The sequence below is a fragment of the Microbacterium sp. K41 genome (assembly GCF_004794395.1).
GTDB classification, from domain to species: Bacteria; Actinomycetota; Actinomycetes; order Actinomycetales; family Microbacteriaceae; genus Microbacterium; species Microbacterium sufflavum.
Genome location: NZ_SSDO01000075.1, coordinates 1 through 715 on the forward strand (window position 1 = coordinate 1; position 715 = coordinate 715).

Annotated in this window: 1 pseudogene; it reads right to left on the reverse strand. The window is 76.6% G+C overall.

The features are described from left to right. Positions 1 to 715: pseudogene (locus DW309_RS01360) on the reverse strand (hypothetical protein); the annotation flags it as partial.

A 715-nucleotide genomic window follows, 5' to 3' on the forward strand; every position in this document is an offset into this window, starting at 1 on the left:
CGCCCGCCCTGGCCAGCGCCTCGGGAGCCGCCGCGCCCCACGCGTGCCAGAACCCCAGCGAGCCCGTCCACGGCAGCACGGCCCCGAACGGCCAGCCCTGATCGGGGTCGGTCGCCATGGCCGCCACGCCCTCGGCGTACGTCTGCAGGGCCATGCGGCTGCGGTCGTCTCCGGCCTCCGCGGCGGCGGCGAGCCCGAGCATCGCCTCCGCGGTGGCGTCGGCGCCGCCCGCGACGAGCCACGCCGGCAGGTCGCGTCCGTCGCTGCGGACCCACTGCCCTGCACGGCCGAGCGACTCGCGCGCCAGCGCGTCCAGGCACAGGTGCAGCCGCGCTCGCAGGAACTCCGCGAAGGCGGGATCCTCCGTGCGGTACGCGGCGTATCCCTCTCCGAAGGCCCACACGGTGCGGGCCAGCCAGTACGACTCCGCCGAGTCCGAGGGGTCGGGCAGCTCCACCGGGATCGCGCTCGGCGTGAGCGTGCCGTCCTCCTGCTGCCACAGCACCACGCGTCCGGCGTTCGGCCCCGACACGGTCTGCAGGAACGCGAGGGAGCGGAGCACGTCGCGGGCGTCGTCGCGGCTCTGCGGGTCGCCCGTGGCGCGCCAGTCCCGCAGGAACACCACCGCGGCGCGGGCGATGTCGTCGGCGTTGTACGCGCCCTGCGACCAGTAGCCGGTGGCGGCGTCGCGCGTGCCGCCGCCGACGGGACGGTA